This is a genomic window from Mycolicibacterium brisbanense, from assembly GCF_001570425.1.
Lineage (GTDB): Bacteria > Actinomycetota > Actinomycetes > Mycobacteriales > Mycobacteriaceae > Mycobacterium > Mycobacterium brisbanense.
Genome location: NZ_BCSX01000024.1, coordinates 110,994 through 125,495, shown reverse-complemented (window position 1 = coordinate 125,495; position 14,502 = coordinate 110,994). Strand labels below are relative to the sequence as shown.

Annotated in this window: 16 protein-coding genes; 5 read left to right on the top strand and 11 right to left on the bottom strand. The window is 67.1% G+C overall.

Annotated elements, in window-relative coordinates; all coding sequences use genetic code 11:
- Nucleotides 1-19 precede the first annotated feature (19 nt).
- Genes RMCB_RS13295 through RMCB_RS13255 form a run of 9 tightly spaced genes read right to left on the bottom strand, consistent with a single transcriptional unit; the run spans nucleotide 20 to nucleotide 9,030 of the window.
- Nucleotides 20-1,255 (bottom strand): MinD/ParA family ATP-binding protein, encoded by a 1,236-nt coding sequence (locus tag RMCB_RS13295; protein WP_029369611.1) that lies wholly within the window; start codon nucleotides 1,253-1,255, stop codon nucleotides 20-22.
- Between the two features lie 50 nt (nucleotides 1,256-1,305).
- Complete coding sequence (gene ccsB / locus RMCB_RS13290; RefSeq protein ID WP_029369610.1) at nucleotides 1,306-2,280, bottom strand: c-type cytochrome biogenesis protein CcsB; 975 nt, start codon at nucleotides 2,278-2,280, stop codon at nucleotides 1,306-1,308.
- A gap of 42 nt (nucleotides 2,281-2,322) precedes the next feature.
- Nucleotides 2,323-3,921 carry a cytochrome c biogenesis protein ResB gene (resB, locus tag RMCB_RS13285; RefSeq protein WP_062829145.1) on the bottom strand — a complete coding sequence of 533 codons (1,599 nt, stop codon included), beginning with the start codon at nucleotides 3,919-3,921 and terminating at the stop codon, nucleotides 2,323-2,325.
- The gene (locus tag RMCB_RS13280) at nucleotides 3,918-4,697 is read right to left on the bottom strand and encodes a cytochrome c biogenesis CcdA family protein (RefSeq protein WP_029369608.1); all 780 of its coding nucleotides are present in this window, start codon (nucleotides 4,695-4,697) and stop codon (nucleotides 3,918-3,920) included. The genes resB and RMCB_RS13280 overlap by 4 nt, the downstream gene beginning before the upstream one ends.
- Nucleotides 4,694-5,287 (bottom strand): TlpA disulfide reductase family protein, encoded by a 594-nt coding sequence (locus RMCB_RS13275; RefSeq protein ID WP_062829144.1) that lies wholly within the window; start codon nucleotides 5,285-5,287, stop codon nucleotides 4,694-4,696. Before RMCB_RS13275 ends, RMCB_RS13280 begins: the two co-directional genes overlap by 4 nt.
- Nucleotides 5,287-5,874 (bottom strand): histidine phosphatase family protein, encoded by a 588-nt coding sequence (locus tag RMCB_RS13270; RefSeq protein WP_036423906.1) that lies wholly within the window; start codon nucleotides 5,872-5,874, stop codon nucleotides 5,287-5,289. Before RMCB_RS13270 ends, RMCB_RS13275 begins: the two co-directional genes overlap by 1 nt.
- 23 nt (nucleotides 5,875-5,897) lie before the next feature.
- A complete protein-coding gene (hemL, locus tag RMCB_RS13265; protein ID WP_029369605.1) occupies nucleotides 5,898-7,196 on the bottom strand; it encodes a glutamate-1-semialdehyde 2,1-aminomutase in 1,299 nt (432 codons plus the stop codon).
- 31 nt (nucleotides 7,197-7,227) lie between these two features.
- Nucleotides 7,228-8,625 carry a cytochrome P450 gene (locus tag RMCB_RS13260; RefSeq protein WP_062829143.1) on the bottom strand — a complete coding sequence of 466 codons (1,398 nt, stop codon included), beginning with the start codon at nucleotides 8,623-8,625 and terminating at the stop codon, nucleotides 7,228-7,230.
- An 18-nt stretch (nucleotides 8,626-8,643) separates the two neighbouring features.
- The gene (locus RMCB_RS13255) at nucleotides 8,644-9,030 is read right to left on the bottom strand and encodes a nitroreductase/quinone reductase family protein (RefSeq protein WP_062829142.1); all 387 of its coding nucleotides are present in this window, start codon (nucleotides 9,028-9,030) and stop codon (nucleotides 8,644-8,646) included.
- A gap of 22 nt (nucleotides 9,031-9,052) precedes the next feature.
- Between RMCB_RS13255 and RMCB_RS13250 the strand changes: the two genes are divergently transcribed.
- Nucleotides 9,053-9,433: a nitroreductase family deazaflavin-dependent oxidoreductase gene (locus tag RMCB_RS13250; protein ID WP_029369602.1), complete on the top strand. Its 381-nt coding sequence runs from the start codon at nucleotides 9,053-9,055 to the stop codon at nucleotides 9,431-9,433.
- Nucleotides 9,434-9,460: 27 nt separating this feature from the next.
- On the opposite strand, the gene RMCB_RS13245 is transcribed toward RMCB_RS13250, so the two are convergent.
- The gene (locus RMCB_RS13245) at nucleotides 9,461-9,910 is read right to left on the bottom strand and encodes a DUF5994 family protein (RefSeq protein ID WP_308213621.1); all 450 of its coding nucleotides are present in this window, start codon (nucleotides 9,908-9,910) and stop codon (nucleotides 9,461-9,463) included.
- A 337-nt stretch (nucleotides 9,911-10,247) separates the two neighbouring features.
- Nucleotides 10,248-10,460, bottom strand: coding sequence for a hypothetical protein (locus RMCB_RS36900; protein WP_308213620.1), 213 nt, complete (start codon nucleotides 10,458-10,460; stop codon nucleotides 10,248-10,250).
- Nucleotides 10,461-10,688: 228 nt separating this feature from the next.
- Between RMCB_RS36900 and RMCB_RS13235 the strand changes: the two genes are divergently transcribed.
- From RMCB_RS13235 to RMCB_RS13220, 4 genes are all read left to right on the top strand, one after another.
- Nucleotides 10,689-11,492 carry a transglutaminase-like domain-containing protein gene (locus RMCB_RS13235; protein WP_036423799.1) on the top strand — a complete coding sequence of 268 codons (804 nt, stop codon included), beginning with the start codon at nucleotides 10,689-10,691 and terminating at the stop codon, nucleotides 11,490-11,492.
- Between the two features lie 467 nt (nucleotides 11,493-11,959).
- A complete protein-coding gene (locus RMCB_RS13230; RefSeq protein ID WP_029369599.1) occupies nucleotides 11,960-12,163 on the top strand; it encodes a cold-shock protein in 204 nt (67 codons plus the stop codon).
- A gap of 412 nt (nucleotides 12,164-12,575) precedes the next feature.
- A complete protein-coding gene (locus tag RMCB_RS13225; RefSeq protein ID WP_062829140.1) occupies nucleotides 12,576-13,541 on the top strand; it encodes an acyl-ACP desaturase in 966 nt (321 codons plus the stop codon).
- Nucleotides 13,542-13,630: 89 nt separating this feature from the next.
- Nucleotides 13,631-14,467: a TetR-type transcription factor C-terminal domain-containing protein gene (locus tag RMCB_RS13220; protein WP_062829519.1), complete on the top strand. Its 837-nt coding sequence runs from the start codon at nucleotides 13,631-13,633 to the stop codon at nucleotides 14,465-14,467.
- Nucleotides 14,468-14,502: the final 35 nt, after the last annotated feature.

The following is a 14,502-nucleotide window of genomic DNA, read 5'->3' as shown; positions in this document are numbered from 1 at the left end:
CGCGGGTTCGTGCAGCACGTCAGCCGCGCAGCTCACTGCGGCGCTGCCGCGGCTTGGCAAAGTCACTGGCGACCACCGCAGCCAACTCGATCAATGCTTCCCGCGTCTTCGGCTTGAGCCGTTCCAAGCTGATCTCGGCGCCCTCTTCCAAATGCGGGTCGAACGGCACCAACCGCACCGCACGGCACCGCCGCGAGAAGTGATCCACGACCTTCGACAGATCCACCTTGCCCGACCGCGGCCGCACCGCGTTGACCACCGCGACCGCATTGCGCACCAGATCCTGATGCCCGTGCGCGTCGAGCCAGTCCAGCGTTGCCGACGCGCTGCGCGCGCCGTCGACGGAGCCCGAGCTGATCACGATCAGCACGTCGGCCTTGGACAACACCGCTGACATCGCGGAATGCATCAGGCCGGTACCGCAGTCGGTCAGCACCAGGCTGTAGAACCGCTCCAGCACCTCCAGCGTGCGCACGTAGTCGTCGGAGCTGAACGCCTCCGACACGGCAGGATCGCTTTCCGAGGCGAGCACCTCCAGGCGGCTCGGCCCCTGCGAGGTGTAGGCGCGTACGTCGCTGTACCGCTCGATGCCCTCGGCGTCGCGCAGCAGGTGGCGCACCGTCGCCGCGGTCTCCAGCGGCACCTTCTGGCTGAGCGTGCCGCGATCCGGGTTGGCGTCCACGGCCACCACCCGGTCACCGCGGATGGAGGCGAACGTGGCTCCCAGCGTTGCGGTGATGGTGGTCTTGCCGACGCCGCCCTTGAGCGACAGCAGCGCGATGCGGTAGCAGCCCTGCAGCGGTTGACGCACCTCGGCCAGCAGGTCGTTGTGGTGGTTGACCTTGGGGCTCTCCCCCACGTTGACGAGCTTGAACGTCGCCAGGTAGAGCAGCTTGCGCCAGCCCGACGACGGCGGGTTCTTGCGCTGCCCGAGCAGTGCCGTGGTCGACAGATCGCGGTATGGGGACGAGAAATCGGGCTGGGCTGGCTGAGCGGGTTGCACCGGCTGCGCGGGTGCCGCGTGCGGTGCCTCGACGACGGGAACTCCGTGCGGCGGCGTCGGGGCCGTCCATTCCGGCGGCGGCGCCGCGCTGGTCGACGGATCGCTGAAACGCTGCTGCCCGCGGAAACCGGACACGACCGATGCCGGTGGCTCGACTACCTGTGTCGGAGGGGGACCGGAGTGACTGATGGTCGGCTCGTCCGGTGCGGTCGTGGACACATCCACCGTGCCGTGTTCAGTTGACTCGGACATGGAATCTCCCCTCCATTCGGGCGCGATGCGCTACCCGCGCACCACATCACCTAACCAACGCCGGCGTACGAGTGCAGCCCGACGGTAACCAGATTGATGAAAAACAGGTTGAACACCATTGCAACGAAGCCGACCACATTGATCCAGGCGGCCTTGCGGTCGCGCCAACCGGCGGTCGAACGGGCGTGCAGGTACGCGGCGTAGACCACCCACGCGATGAACGACACCGTCTCCTTGGGGTCCCAGCCCCAGTAGCGGCCCCACGCCTCCTCGGCCCAGATGGCGCCGAAGATCACCCCGAAGCCGAAGATGGGGAACGCGAAGATGGTCGTCCGGTAGGCGATCCGGTCGAGGGTCTGCGCGTCGGGCAGGCGCTGGATGACCCGACCGAGGGCATTGTCGCGTTCGGCCAGGGGCGACATCTTGGCCAGGAACAGGATGCTCGCGACGCCGGCCACCAGGAACACCCCGGAGCCCAGGCTGACCACCGACACGTGGATCGGCAGCCAGTAGGACTGCAGCGCGGGCATCACGGGCGCGGCGTTGGTGTACAGCCAGTGCCCCGACACCGCCAGCAGGATCAGCACCGGCACCAGAACGAACACCCACAACGCGCGGTACTGCGGCCGGCGCAGCACGATGGCCGACGCGATCAGCCCCGCGAAGCACGTCAGGTTGATGAACTCGTACATGTTGCCCCACGGCACCCGGGCCGTGGCCAGGCCGCGCAGCACGATGCATCCGAACAACAGCGCGATACCGACGTAGACCAGGGCCAGACCGGCGCGGCCGATGCGCTCGTCGGCTGAGCGGGTGGGGACATCGGCGATGACGCCGGGCGTGGTGCTGTCGGCCCCGACCGTGGCGCCGACCAGCTCGCGCGAGCGCTCATCGACCTTGCGGCCGCGGCTGTAGGCGAGCTCGACGGCCAGTAACAGCAGGGCACCCACCAGAACCACCACCGACGAGGTGAAGGCCCAGTCCGAGTACCGGGCCAACCCGATATCGATGTGCTCTGTATTCATGCGCGATCCGCCTTCGCTCCTCGCTGACCATTCATGCGCGCGTCACTCTCCCAGCAGCCGTTGCGTCAATCGCTCGAACTCGTCGCCCCATCCGGAGTTGTCGGTGCGCGCGAGCCCGCCCAGCTCGACGCTCACGGTACCTCCCGTGGCGTCTGCGATCCGAACCCAGACCCGGCGCCTGCGCACCACCAACGACACCAGCAACCCCGCCATCATCGACATGGCGAAAACCAGCACCCACACCTGCGCGGGGTCATGCGACACCTGCAGGTTGATGAACGGCACCGCCCCGTCGAAGCGGACCGTGGTGCCGTCGTCGAGTCGGGTGACCTGCCCCTTGGCCAGGTTGACCCGCGCGACCTTCGTCAGCCGCTTCTGGTCGACGAGGCGCGGATCCAGCGAGAACAGGGACTGCGGCCGACCGGTATCCAGGCCCGTGTCGCCGCGGTAGATGTCGACGGCGACCGCCGGATCGTTGAGCGCCGGGAAGCTCGACGACAGCAGCGTGCCCTCGAGCTGTTTGGTCGGGGCGAACAGTCCCTGGATGGCGATCTGATGCTTGCGGCGCTCGTCGGCGTCGGGGTAGGTGCCGCCCGGCGGATCGATCCGCACGACGCCCGAGGACAGCAGGGTCAACGGCTCTTCGGGCTTCCACTGCACGGTCTGGCTGCGGGTTTTCCCGTCCGGGAAGGTGACGGTGAACGACGGCGCGTAGCCGTGCCCCTGCAGGTAGATGCGGTTGCCGCCGATGCGCAGCGGATGGTTCACCTCGAGCCGGTACGGCCGCCAGGTGTTGGCCGCCAGGTCGTGGCCGGCCTGATAGTCGATGTTGGCCGCGAACGACAGAGCCTGGCCCGACGGCAAGTAGTGGGCGTCGAAGTCGTTGACCCGCAGGCAAATGGGGTCCAGCGAAGTGCCGTCGACGGTGTTGCCCGCGCGGAACGAGTCGAACGCCGCCGGGGACGCCGAGCAGAAGCCGGGGCCGCCATCGGCGATGACGATGACGTTGCCCTCGTAGCCGAACAGCTTGCCCGCGGCCACCGCGACCAGCAGCCCGAGCAGCGAGAAATGGAAGACGATGTTGCCGAACTCGCGCAGATAGCCCTTTTCCGCCGAGACTTCGGTGACGCCGTTTTCGGTGCGAGTGACGGTGCGCCAGCCCTTGAGCCGCTGCGTCACCCGCTCGGCCAGTTCGCCGGGATCGCCGCTGACCTGCTCGGCGTGGTACTTCGGCAGCCGGGCCAGGTTGCGTGGCGCGGCCACCGGCACGGCCCGCAGGGTGCGGACATGCTCGATCATCCGCGGGGTGAGACAGCCGACCAGCGAGATGAACAGCAGCACGTAGATGGCGGTGAACCAGAAGCTGGAGAAGACGTCGAAGGCCTGCACCCGGTCCAGCCAAGGGCCGATGGTCGAGTGCTTGGTGAGGTACTCGTCGACCTTCGAGGAGTTGAGGCTGCGCTGCGGCAACAGGGCACCCGGGATGGCGCCGAGCGCCAGCAGGAACAGCAGCACCAGCGCCGTGCCCATCGACGTCAGTGTCCGCCAGGTGTTCCGCATCACCGCGAGCAGACGCTGAGGTACCCCGACACGCCGTGTTTCGGGGACTTGCGCGTCTGCTCGCGCGTCGGTGTCGGTCATATCGGCAACCTGACGTCACTGACGAAGGCGTCGCGCACCCAGGACACGAAGTCGTTCCACAGGCCCGTGACGAGCGCGGCACCCACCAGGATCAGCAGGATGCCGCCGAAGATCTGAATGGCGCGGGTGTGGCGGCGCAACCAGCCCAGCCCCTGCACGGCCCGCGCCGACCCGAGGGCGAGCAGCACGAACGGGATGCCGAGACCCAGGCAGTACGCCAGCACCAGGGTCACACCGCGCGCGACGCTGGCGCCGTCGGTCGCCGACGCCACCGCGATCACGCCGGTCAGGGTCGGCCCGAGGCACGGAGTCCAGCCCAGCGCGAACACCGCACCCAGTAGCGGGGCCCCCGCCAGCGTCGACCATTGCCGCGGCGTGAACCGGGCCTGGCGCTGCAGCATCGGCACGAACCCGACGAACACCAGACCCATCACGATGGTGACGATGCCGCCGATGCGTTGCAGCAGCAGCTGGTTGGCGATCAGCGTGGTGGTCATGCCGAGCACGGCGACGGCGCCCAACAGGAACACCACGGTGAACCCCGCGACGAACAACGCCGCCGCCCCGGCCACCCGCAGGCGCGCCGTCTTGACGCCGACCGTGCCCGCCGCCGCGGCGGACTCGTCGACCCCGACCACAGCGGCCAGGTACGAGAGATAGCCCGGCACCAGCGGCACGACGCACGGCGATGCGAACGACACGACACCGGCGAGCACGCTGACGCCCAGGGCCAGCAGCACGGGGCCCGCAGCGGCGATCTCGGCGAAACCGGTCATGCGTTCGGTCCTGGTTCGGCTGCCAGCTTCTCCACGACCGGCTGCAGGTCCTCGGCCAGCAACTCCCGCAGGAACACCGCCGCAACGCGGTGTTGACGGTCCAGCACCACGGTCGACGGAATCACCGTCGTCGGGTACTTGCCGCCGAACGCGATCATGGTGCGCATCGCCGGGTCATAGATCGACGGGAAGCTGACTTTGCGGTCGGTGACGAAATCGACTGCGGCATCACGATTGTTGTCCCGCACGTCGATGCCGAGAAACGCCACGCCCTTGTCGCGCGTGGCGTCGTACACCTTCTGCAGCTGGCTGATCTCCGCACGGCACGGTCCGCACCACTGGCCCCACACGCTGATCACCACGACCTTGCTGGCGAAATCGTCGAGGGACAGCGTCTTGTTCGGATCGGTGAGCTCGGGCCCGCTGAGTTTGCCTGGGGTGCCGCGCTTTTCGGGTGGGTCGTAGAAGATGTCGGTCTTGCCGCCCGGCGCGACGAACTCGAACGTGCCGCCCTGCGCGACGGCGTCGTCACCGGTGGAACACCCGGCGACCAACAGCACCACCGCAAGCAGCGCGACCAACCACTTCACTAGATACCCCAGGGCTCCGAGTATCCCCAGCGGACCAGGCGGTCGCCGTCGAACGTGAACGACGTCAGGGAAGCCAGGTTGCACAATCGGCTGTGCGGCAGCGGCAGATGCGCGAGTTTCCGACCGGTCATGGCGCGCCGCAGCGTCTCGACCGGGAGTTGGTGGCTCACACACACCGCCTCGTGGCCGGCGGCCTTCTCGCGAGCGCGGTTCAGCGCAGCCATCATTCGCGGGGCGATCTCGTCGTAGGGCTCGCCCCACGACGGCTTCAGCGGATTGCGCAGCCGCGGCCAGTTCCGGGGATCGCGCAGCGCGCCGTCCCCGGGAGACACGCGCTCGCCCTCGAACTGATTCCACGATTCGATGAGATCGTCGTCGACGTTGATGGGCAGGCCGTGACTTTCGGCGATGGGTGTCGCGGTCTCCTGGGCCCGCTCCAACGGCGAGGCCACCACGTACACGATGTCGTTGTGCGCCAACCAATCTGCGGCGGCCTGCGCCTGGGCCCGGCCGCGCTCGGACAGGTGGTAGCCCGGCAGCCGCCCGTAGAGCACCTTCTGCGGGTTGAACACCTCACCGTGCCGCATGACATGCACGGTCGTCCGCACGGTCACGGTCGAGCCTCCGCGGCGGCGCGCGCCGCACCGGGCAGGGCGTCGGCGATGCGCTCGAACGCTGCGTCATCCAAAATGCTTGAGACAAACCAGGTTTCGAATGCACTGCATGGCGGGTAGACCCCGGCCTCCAGCAGCGCATGGAAGAACGGCGGGAAGCGCCACGTCTGCGTGGCCTTCGCGGCGGCGAAATCGTGTACCGGCTCGTCGGTGAAGAACACGCTGAGCATGTTGCCGGCCCGCTGCACCTGGTGCGCGACGCCGGCGTCGGTCAACGCCGAGGTCAGCAGACCCGCCAACGTGTCGGCGTTGGCGTCGAGCCGCGTGTAGGCCGCATCGTCGGCGTTGCGCAGTGTCGCGAGCCCGGCGGCCATCGCCACCGGGTTTCCCGACAGCGTGCCGGCCTGATAGACGGGACCCAGCGGGGCCAGCCGGCCCATCACCTCGGCGCTGCCGCCGAACGCCGCAGCGGGCAGGCCACCGCTCATCACCTTGCCGAACGTGAAGAGATCCGCGTCGACGGGATCCAGCCCGTACCAACCTGCCTTGCTGACGCGGAAGCCCGTCATCACCTCGTCGAGGATCAGGAGCGCACCGTGGGCCGCGGTGATTCGGCGCAGTGCGGCGTTGAAGCCCGGCAGCGGGGGCACTGTGCCCATGTTGCCGGGGCTGGCCTCGCTGATGACGCACGCGATCTCGTCACCGAACCGGCCGAACACGTCCTCGACCGCTTCGACGTTGTTGTACGGCAGCACGATGGTGTCGGCGGCAGCGGCGCCCGTGACACCGGGAGAAGACGGCAGGCCCAGCGTCGCGACGCCGGAGCCCGCGTCGGCCAGCAGCGCGTCGCTGTGGCCGTGGTAGCAACCCGAGAACTTGATGATCTTGGCGCGCCCGGTGTAGCCGCGGGCCAACCGGATGGCACTCATGGTGGCCTCGGTCCCGGAGTTCACCAACCGCAGCTTCTCGACCGGCGCGACCCGGCCGATGATCTCGGCGGCCAACTCGGTCTCCGACGGCGTCGGGGCACCGAAGCTCAGCCCGTGCGCGGCGGTCTGCTGCACCGCCTCCACGACGGCCGGGTGCGCGTGGCCGAGCAGCGCCGGGCCCCACGAGCAGACGAGGTCGATGTAGCGGTTGTCGTCGGCGTCGGTGAGCCAGTAGCCCTGCGCGGAGGTGATGAACCTCGGCGTACCGCCCACAGAGTTGAAGGCCCGGACCGGGGAATTCACTCCTCCGGGGATGACGGCGCAGGCATCGGCGAACAGTTCGGCCGAGCGCTGGGTGACAGGCATGGCCACCAGTGTCCCAGCCGGTGCAAACCCGTCAACTACAGGGTGTAATAGTGGCCCGTCCTCGTGCACGCACCGTCGCCGGGATCGGTCCCTTGGCCACGGTGGTGAACGGCACGTCGACCGGGAACTCGGCGCAGGTCGCGACGACCTCGACGGCGCGCACGACGGTGGCCAGCGCCAGCGTCGTCTCAAGCCGCGCGAAATGCTCGCCGATGCACGACCGCGCCCCACCGGCGAACGGGATGAACTGCCAGCGGTCCCGCTGCCGCGTGTTCTCCGGGCTGAACCGGTCGGGGTCGAACACCTGCGGATCCGGCCACAGCTGCGGATCGTGGTGCACCGCGTAGATACCCAACGCCACCAGGCTGCCCGCCTCGACCCGGTAGCCGTCCACCGCGATGTCGCGCAGCGCCAGGCGGCCCACCCCGGCGGCGGGCGGGCACAGTCGCAGCGCTTCGTTGAGTACCTGCACGGTGTAGCCGAGGCTCGGCACGTCATCGGGGGTCAGCTCGCGGTCGCCGAGCGCCGCGGCCTCGGCCGCCACCCGGTCCTGAATCTCGGGATGGCGGCCCAGTTGCCACAGGGCGTAGGTCAGCGCAGTCGCCGTCGTATCATGCCCGGCCAGCATGAAGATCAGCAGATCGTTGCTGATGTCCTCATCGGACAGCGGGCGCCCGGTCTCCGGGTCGGTGGCCGCGATCAACGCCTGGACCAGCGGCGCGTCGCGCTCCGGATCGGCGCGGCAGGCGCGGAGGATCTCGGCGGTCACCTCACGCATCGCCGCGACGGCAGCACGGGCGCGGGCGCGCGCCGGGGTGGGAAGCCACCTGGGCGCGCGGACCGGACGCAGTGCCCGGTCGGTGGTGTACGACGATGCGACGTGCATGTGCTCGACGATGACGCCCGCGCGCTCGTTGAGGTCGATACCCAGCACCGAACGGCCCAGCGACTGCATGGTGACCCGGCGGCATTCGGCGTCGAGGTCGATGTCGCCGCCAGCGCCCCAGCTGTCGACCGCCGTCTGCGCCGCCCGCGACATGTGCCCACCGAAGGCCCGCACGTTCTGCCTGGTGAACACGGGCTGCAGCGCGCGTTTCCGAGGCCGCCACTGCTCGTTGGGCAGCACGAACAAGCTGTCACCGGCGGCGTGCCGCACCTCGTCGTGCACGATGCACCGCTCGGCGAACGCGTCGTTGCGCGCGAGCACGTCGCGGATGCCGTCCGCGGAGAACACCGCGACGAGCGGGGGTATGAGCCACGCGGGCCCGTACTGCACGCGGGTGACGGGGCCGCCCGCGGCCCGCAACAGCAACTGGCCGGTGTCCAGCTGCCGCACGGCGGTTGCCAGTTGCCGGATCGACAGCGGATTGCGAGGTGCAAGGGGCAAGGTGCTGACGTCGTCGACATTCGCTGTGGCGTTCATCACCATCAGTTGTAGCCGAACGTCTCACCCAGCCGGGGTCAGCGCGAACACCGGGTGGTCGGCGTCGTCGGGCAACTGCTGCCAATAGCCGTCGACGACCTTGCCTGCCAACGGCCGGTAGGCGGCGATGATCGGTGCCCGTCGGTCCACGGCAACCTCGGCCGCGACGTAGCTCTGCGACCCCAGTGTCACGCGTGGGTCGGCGCGCACATTGCGAACCCATTCGGATTCACCGCGGGTCGAAACCAGGTACTTGACCCCGTCGACCTCGGGAACCACGACGGGAATCCGCTGCGGTTGTTTGCTCACTCGGGTGGTGACAGTGAGGGTCTGGCTTTCGCCGACACCGGTGGCCATCGCTATCCGGTTGAACACTGTGCGAACAAACCATCCAGGCTTGAGATAGGCCATAACGCACGAGTTTGATGGGAACATGCAGTTACCGCAATCGCTGGCTCGCTTCAATCGCCACGTGACCAATCCCATCCAACGCCTGTGGGCGGGCTGGGCCCCGACCTTCGGAATCCTCGAGCACGTCGGCCGCAAATCCGGCAAGACCTACCGCACCCCGCTGAGCGTCTTCAGCACCGACGAGGGCGTGGCGATCATGCTGACCTACGGCCCGGATCGCGACTGGCTGAAGAACCTCACCGCCGCCGGCCACGCGCAGATCCGCAGGCACGGCAAGACCATCCGGGTTCACGACCCGCGAGTGGTGACAAAGGAAGAGGCCGCCGAGCACGTGACCGGTGTGATGCGCCGGCCGTTCGCCCGGTTGCCGTTCGAGCAGGCTGTCCTGCTGACCGAGGGATAGCCGGCGGTTCGACACTCGCTCGCCGCGTCAGCCGTCAGCCACCTCTTTGCGGACCGGGCGGGCCCACCTGGCGGATTCAGCCAGTGCGGCGCCGACCACCGAGTCGGCTGTTGCGAACAGGGGTGTGCTGCGTTCGGCGCCGGCGATCGGCAGCACCGCCGCACAGCGCATCACCAGCGCCCCCAGCGCCAGCGACGTTCTCGGCGGTATCACCAGCAACGTGATGTCAGCGTTGCGTCCGGTCACCCTGATCAGGCGCAGACGTTTCGGACGCGTCGTGGTTGCCCACCGGCTGCCGACGACCATTGCGTCCAAGTCGAGTTGCCCGTCGGTCTCCGACCAATTCAGACAGATCTCGACGATCTCGCCCAGCGGCTGCTGCAGGGCAGCCACCAGATTCGGCAACTCGGTGGCCAGCGACCCGGAATAGGGCCACCACGCCCCGTCGATGTCGGCCCCCAGCTGCTTCGCCAACACGACCCGCACCGGTCGCGCTGAGCGCCGGGGGCCTTCCAAGCCGTTCATGATGGCGTCGGACCGGCCTGTGGCTGACTGTCGGTGTCGTCCGAAAAAAGCGGCGGCTCAACGGGTGTGGCGGCGTCGGCATAGTCGCGGCTGTCGAGGGGCGGACTGGTATGAGAAAAGATGACGGATGACTGCATAGGCCCGCTCCTAGTTCGGTGTGGTTCGGCCGCAAGCGGTACGGATGAGGCGGTGGGAACCACTCGATGCATGATCTGCAGGCTGATCGCGTCGACAATGGGAGGACCCGAGCGGCGAAAGCCGCCGGCTACCCCGCTGAGAGATGTGACGCCTACCTGCACCAAACTACACCCATCCGGCAAGCACCATCGAAGTCATCAGAACTCGGCCGCGGCAGGGTCGCCGTCGGGACGGCGCCGGTCCGGACTGATCCCCCGACTACCGAGGTTTTGGCTTCATCACTCAAGATGGCGGCGCGCCAGATGTTTTCGTTCACGATGTCACTGGCGAGTGCCAAAGTCTCGTTGAGCGACTTGTCGGACATGATGCGGCCCCTTTGACATGGGAGGCGTGCAGTAGCGGGCATTGACCGGAGCCTGAGTGGCTGCGCTGCGGTATTTTCGGAATCCGATCGACGGGACCACCGACAATCCGCCGACCTAGGTCCCCGCCGCGGACGACAGAAGGACAGCCATGACGCATGTCACCGACCCGCGAGTCATCGGCAACCATGGCTGACGACGCGGACTGTGGCCGATAGCTCCACGGCATCATGAAACGCCACGTGGGCGTCCACCTCGGCGTCGACATCCTCGAGCCGACGTCACTCGAGTTTCAGATCGCTGTTGCCCGGCAGGCCAATACCGAAGTACTCGAATCACTTTCCTTCGATATGGACGGTGGGCAGCTGCAGCCGACCGAGGTTATCGGTGCGCACGGCAGCCGTATCCACAAACTGGACGCTGCGCGAGGGCGGCTCACGGTCGACTACACAGCCACGGTTGTCGGGCGTGCCGACCCCGCCCCGGTGACCGACTATGACCTCTCGGTGTACCTCCGCCCCAGTCGCTACGCCGAGTCGGACAAGTTCTTCGGCTTCGCCGCAACGGAATTCGGCGGCTACCGGGACTCGGCGACGCTACTGTCGAAAGTCTCGTCGTGGGTGGGCAAAAGGCTGAGCTATGTGCCCGGTTCCAGTGATCCGATCGACGGAGCCGTCGACACCCTGCTGGCGGGCGCCGGGGTATGCCGCGACTTCGCCCACCTGGCGGTGGCGCTGCTGCGGGCAGTCAACGTACCCGCGCGGATGGTGTCGGTGTACGCACCTGGTTTGCAGCCCATGGATTTTCATGCGGTCGCCGAGGCGTATGTCGACGGCATCTGGCGCGTGGTCGACGGGACCCTGCTGGCTCCGAGGCAGAGCCTGGTGCGAATTGCCACCGGCCGCGACTCCGCAGACACCGCATTTCTCGACAACCACGGGGGTTCGGTCGCACTGTGCGACATGAGGGTGTTTGCCGTCGTCGAAGGTGAGCTCCCCAGGGATTCGGTCGACCAGCTGGTCTCGATCGGATGACGCATGTACTGGCGGCAACAGCCTCGGGCGACGAGCCTGAACACCGTAATCGATTGCGGCACAGCTGAATATCTGCGCCAGAGCCAGGGCGACGGAATCACCCGAACCGCAGGGCAGGCGTAGGTCCGCCGAAACGAAATGATCGTCCGCCCCCACAACCACAGTGTTCCGATCGAGGGCCGCCTTCGGCCGATTTGGACGTACCACGTATGCTAGAGGTAATTCGGCGGTATTCCGTCGCCTGACTGGTCAAAGTCACGCCGTCGCCGATTTGAAGAATGTGGCCGATTGCGGTCAAGGCTGGAGCGCCGCGATGACGCCGCAACAGGACAGCAGCACGGCCCGAGAACCGCGCGACAGCGGTCGACATGCTGGTCGCCGCTCAGCCCACCAACGAGTTATCCGTTGGGCACCAGATTTGGACGCATCGTCATGCGTTCATCGAAAAAAGAGAAAGTAGTAACAGCATGACCGAAGGAACCGTGAAGTGGTTTAACAACGACAAGGGCTTTGGCTTCATCGCCCCGGATGGCGGTGCGCCAGACGTGTTCGTTCACCACTCCGAGATCCAGAGTGGCGGCTACCGGTCGCTTGAAGAGAACCAGCGGGTGAAGTTCGAAATCACCCAGGGCAACAAGGGCCCGCAAGCCGTGGGCGTAACCGCCCTCTGATCACCTGATCATCTCCGAAACCCCGGGACCAAGCGCGCGACGTCCCGGGGTTTCGTGCGTCGACACCGCTGTGGCACAGGTGCCCAACTTGGGCTGAACAGCCGGCCGCCAGCTACGGTGGAGCGGCATTCCTGCCACCGGGAAACCGGTGCAGAGGGGCCCAGACGCCGCACGTGCCACTGACGGCGTGCCCATGGGATCAAGTTCCCAGTTCAAGAAAGCGCGTCCAACTGCGTAGAGGCCGATCTTGATGAGGCAGGCAGAGCGCACTTACCGGGTCGACCACGCGTCGGTATGTCCCATGAATGGGACGGCAAATCGGATTTGGCCGCAAAACCGGGTACCTTACACGTGGCTATCTAGGCAGACACCGCGGACACGCACCGGTCGGGCTAACACTTAAGGGGACCCGTTGCAGAGACATTTGACCGACGTCGAGATTCTCAAGGAGCTCGAGCCGGTTGCTGAGGCAGGCCTCAATCATCATTTGAAGGTCGCCAAGGAATGGCATCCGCACGACTACGTCCCCTGGGACCTGGGCCGTAACTTCGCGGCCCTGGGCGGCGAGGACTGGGATCCCGAGCAGTCCCGGCTGTCCGAGGTCGCCAAGGTCGCGATGGTCACCAATCTGCTCACCGAGGACAACCTGCCGTCCTATCACCGGGGCGCGGCCAATCACTTCTCCCTCGACGGCGCCTGGGGCCACTGGGTGAACCAGTGGACCGCCGAGGAAAACCGTCATGGCATCGTCATCCGCGACTACCTCGTCGTCACCCGCGGTGTGGATCCCGTGGCGCTGGAACGCATGCGTATGGAGCACATGCGCAACGGCTACGACCCCGACGAAGAAGAACGCGAAATCCATGAGCCCGGACCGCTGATGATCTCGGCGTACGCGACGCTGCAGGAGCTCGCCACCCGCGTGAGTCACCGCAACACCGGCAAGATCTGCGACGACCCGATCGCCGAGTCGATGCTGCAGCGCGTCGCCACCGACGAGAACCTGCACATGGTCTTCTACCGCAACATGTTCTCGGCCGGTTTCGACCTAGCGCCCGACCAGGCGATGGAAGCGGTGTGCGCCATCATCGAAGGATTCCGGATGCCCGGCCGCGGCATGCCGAACTGGCGCCGCAACAGCGTGATCATGGCCAAACACGGCATCTACGATCTGCGCCAGCACCTCGAAGAGGTCGTGATGCCCAACGTCAAGAAGTGGCGGATCTTCGAACGCAACGACGTGACCGCGATCGGTGAGAAGCGCCGCGAGCAGCTTGCCGATTACCTGGAGGACCTGCAGAAGCAGGTCGTCAAATTCGAGGAGCAGCGCGACCGCATGCTCGCGCGCGAGGCTGCGAAAGCCGAACTCTCGGCATAGCCGCCCGCCCACTGGCCAGGTGATGCACGGATCGAACGAAAACGCGTGCGACAACCGGCCCTTGCTGAACGGTGCCTACCATGTTCAGCATGGCTGAACATACCGGTGCGCTCGTGCGGTCCGCCCGAACGCGAGCCGGGGTCTCGTTACGCCAACTGGCCACCCGCATCGGCGTGAGCCCGGCGACGATGAGCGCGATCGAGAACGACAAGGCCGGCCTCAGCGTGGACCGGCTCTACGCGATCGCCGAAGCCCTGGGCACGTCGGCCACCGAGATGTTGCGAGTGCCCGAGGCCGACCACGTCCCGCAGCCCCGGGCCCACGCCAAGGCCCCCGGCGCAGACTGGCGCACGTTCCCCGCCCTGAACCTGGATCCGGTGCTCATGGCCGCGATCTCGGTGTTCGTCCGCACCGGCTACCACGGCGCCACCATGCGGACCATCGCCACCGCCGCACACATGAGCGTTCCCGGTGTGTACCACCACTACCCGAGCAAGCAGCGCCTGCTGGTGGCGATTCTCGACGTCGCGATGAGCGAGTTGCACTGGCTCATCCCGGCGGCCAGGGCTGAAGGATCAACGCCCACTCAGCGGTTCAGCAACATGGTCGAGGCGCTTGCGCTGTTCCATACCCACCGCAGAGACCTGGCCTTCATCGGCGCGAGCGAGATGCGCAGTATCCTGCCACCGGATCACGAACGAATTTCCGCGCTACGCAACGATATCCAGTACATGCTCGACGACGAGGCCCAAGCGGCGATCGCGACAGGCGAATTCCGCACGCCCCATGCCCACGACGCCACCCGGGCGATATCCACCATGTGCACGTCGCTGCCGTCGTGGTTCCAGCCGTCCGGGCCGACGTCGGCGTCCGAGATCGCTCGGGAGTACGCCCGGTTCGCAATCGACATCATGCGCGCCGGCTGACGTTCTCACGTTCAGCTTTCCTGAACATAACTACT